At 59.4% G+C, this 1,302-nt stretch carries 1 protein-coding gene; it reads right to left on the bottom strand.

Annotated elements, in window-relative coordinates; genetic code table 11:
* Positions 1–1,302 (bottom strand): sugar ABC transporter ATP-binding protein (locus tag AWB67_RS37975; protein ID WP_087660871.1); only part of this gene is annotated, 1,302 nt, incomplete at both ends.

The raw sequence follows: 1,302 nt of genomic DNA, 5'->3' as shown, positions 1-1,302 counted from the left end.
TGATGGCGAAGATGCCAGCCCGGGCGCCCACGTCGACACCGACGGTGGGCGAATCCAGGATCAGGAACTTCGGGTTGGTAGCCAGCCACTTGGCAAGCACGATGCGCTGCTGGTTGCCGCCCGACAGTGTCGAGACCGCGTCATCGGGCTTGCCAATTTTTACGGCGAGTTGCTGAATCCAGTCGTGAATCAACGCGTTGCGCTTCCTGGACGAGATGAGGCGAGTCGAGTCCAGAAGATCGTTCAATACTGTCGAGATCGTGTTGTCCCCGATCGATTGCTGCTGAACGAGTCCTAGCTGAAGGCGGTCTTCCGATACGTAGGCGATGCCCGCACGAACCGCATCCCGATTGGACCGAGGCGACAATGCCTTTCCTTCGATGCGCATCGACCCTGCGGCTGGTCGCGTCATTCCGAACAAAGACAGCGCGACTTCGGTTCTTCCCGCTCCAAGACGACCCGTAAGCCCCAAAATTTCGCCTTTCCTTACTTTGAACGAGACGTCCCGATATTCACGCCGAGACAAGCCCTGAACTTCGAACACGACAGGAGCGGCCGTGAGGTCGGTGCTCCGGACTTCATAGTCGAAAGTCCGCCCGGTCATGAGTTCAGTGAGGCGTGTTTGCGTCATCCCTTCCGTCGGGAATGTGCCGACGTACTGGCCGTCACGCAAAACGGTCACGCGCGTGCAGACATTGAGCACTTCGGCAAGACGGTGGCTGACGAACACGACGGCGATTCCGTCAGCCGAAAGTCGCCGAACAATCTTCAGCAGCGCCTCGGTTTCTGCGTGGCTGAGCGAGGCAGTCGGCTCATCCATGAAGACCAGACGGGCGTCCCGCACGAGCGCGCGAGCGATGGCTACGATCTGGCGTTGCGCGATTGGAAGAGAGCGAACCGAACGGTTCAGGTCGATGGAAACACCGAGCCGCTTCAGAATACGACGCGCTGCCTCTTTCATCTTCCCGTAGTTCACCACACGCGGCCGGGGTCCAAGGTTCTGCTCGAAAGCAATGTTTTCCGCGACTGTCATCTCCGGGAAAAGCGCCAGGTCCTGCCAGATGACCTGAATACCGAGGTCGCGAGCACGCGCGGGGTCGAGGCCTTCGATGGACTCTCCGTCCATCTGCATCACTGCACCGGGTTCGGGTGTATAGACGCCGCTGATGATCTTGATGATGGTGCTTTTGCCGCAGCCGTTCTCGCCCGCGAGACAGAGCACTTCGCCGGGCATGACGTCGAACTTCACGTGGCGCAATGCCCGGACGCCTCCGAACACTTTGGAAATGTTGTCGAGCTTCA

Source organism: Caballeronia terrestris, from assembly GCF_001544515.1.
GTDB classification, from domain to species: Bacteria; Pseudomonadota; Gammaproteobacteria; order Burkholderiales; family Burkholderiaceae; genus Caballeronia; species Caballeronia terrestris.
Note: the sequence above shows the minus strand (reverse complement) of the source record. Positions and strands in the feature narration are given on the sequence as shown.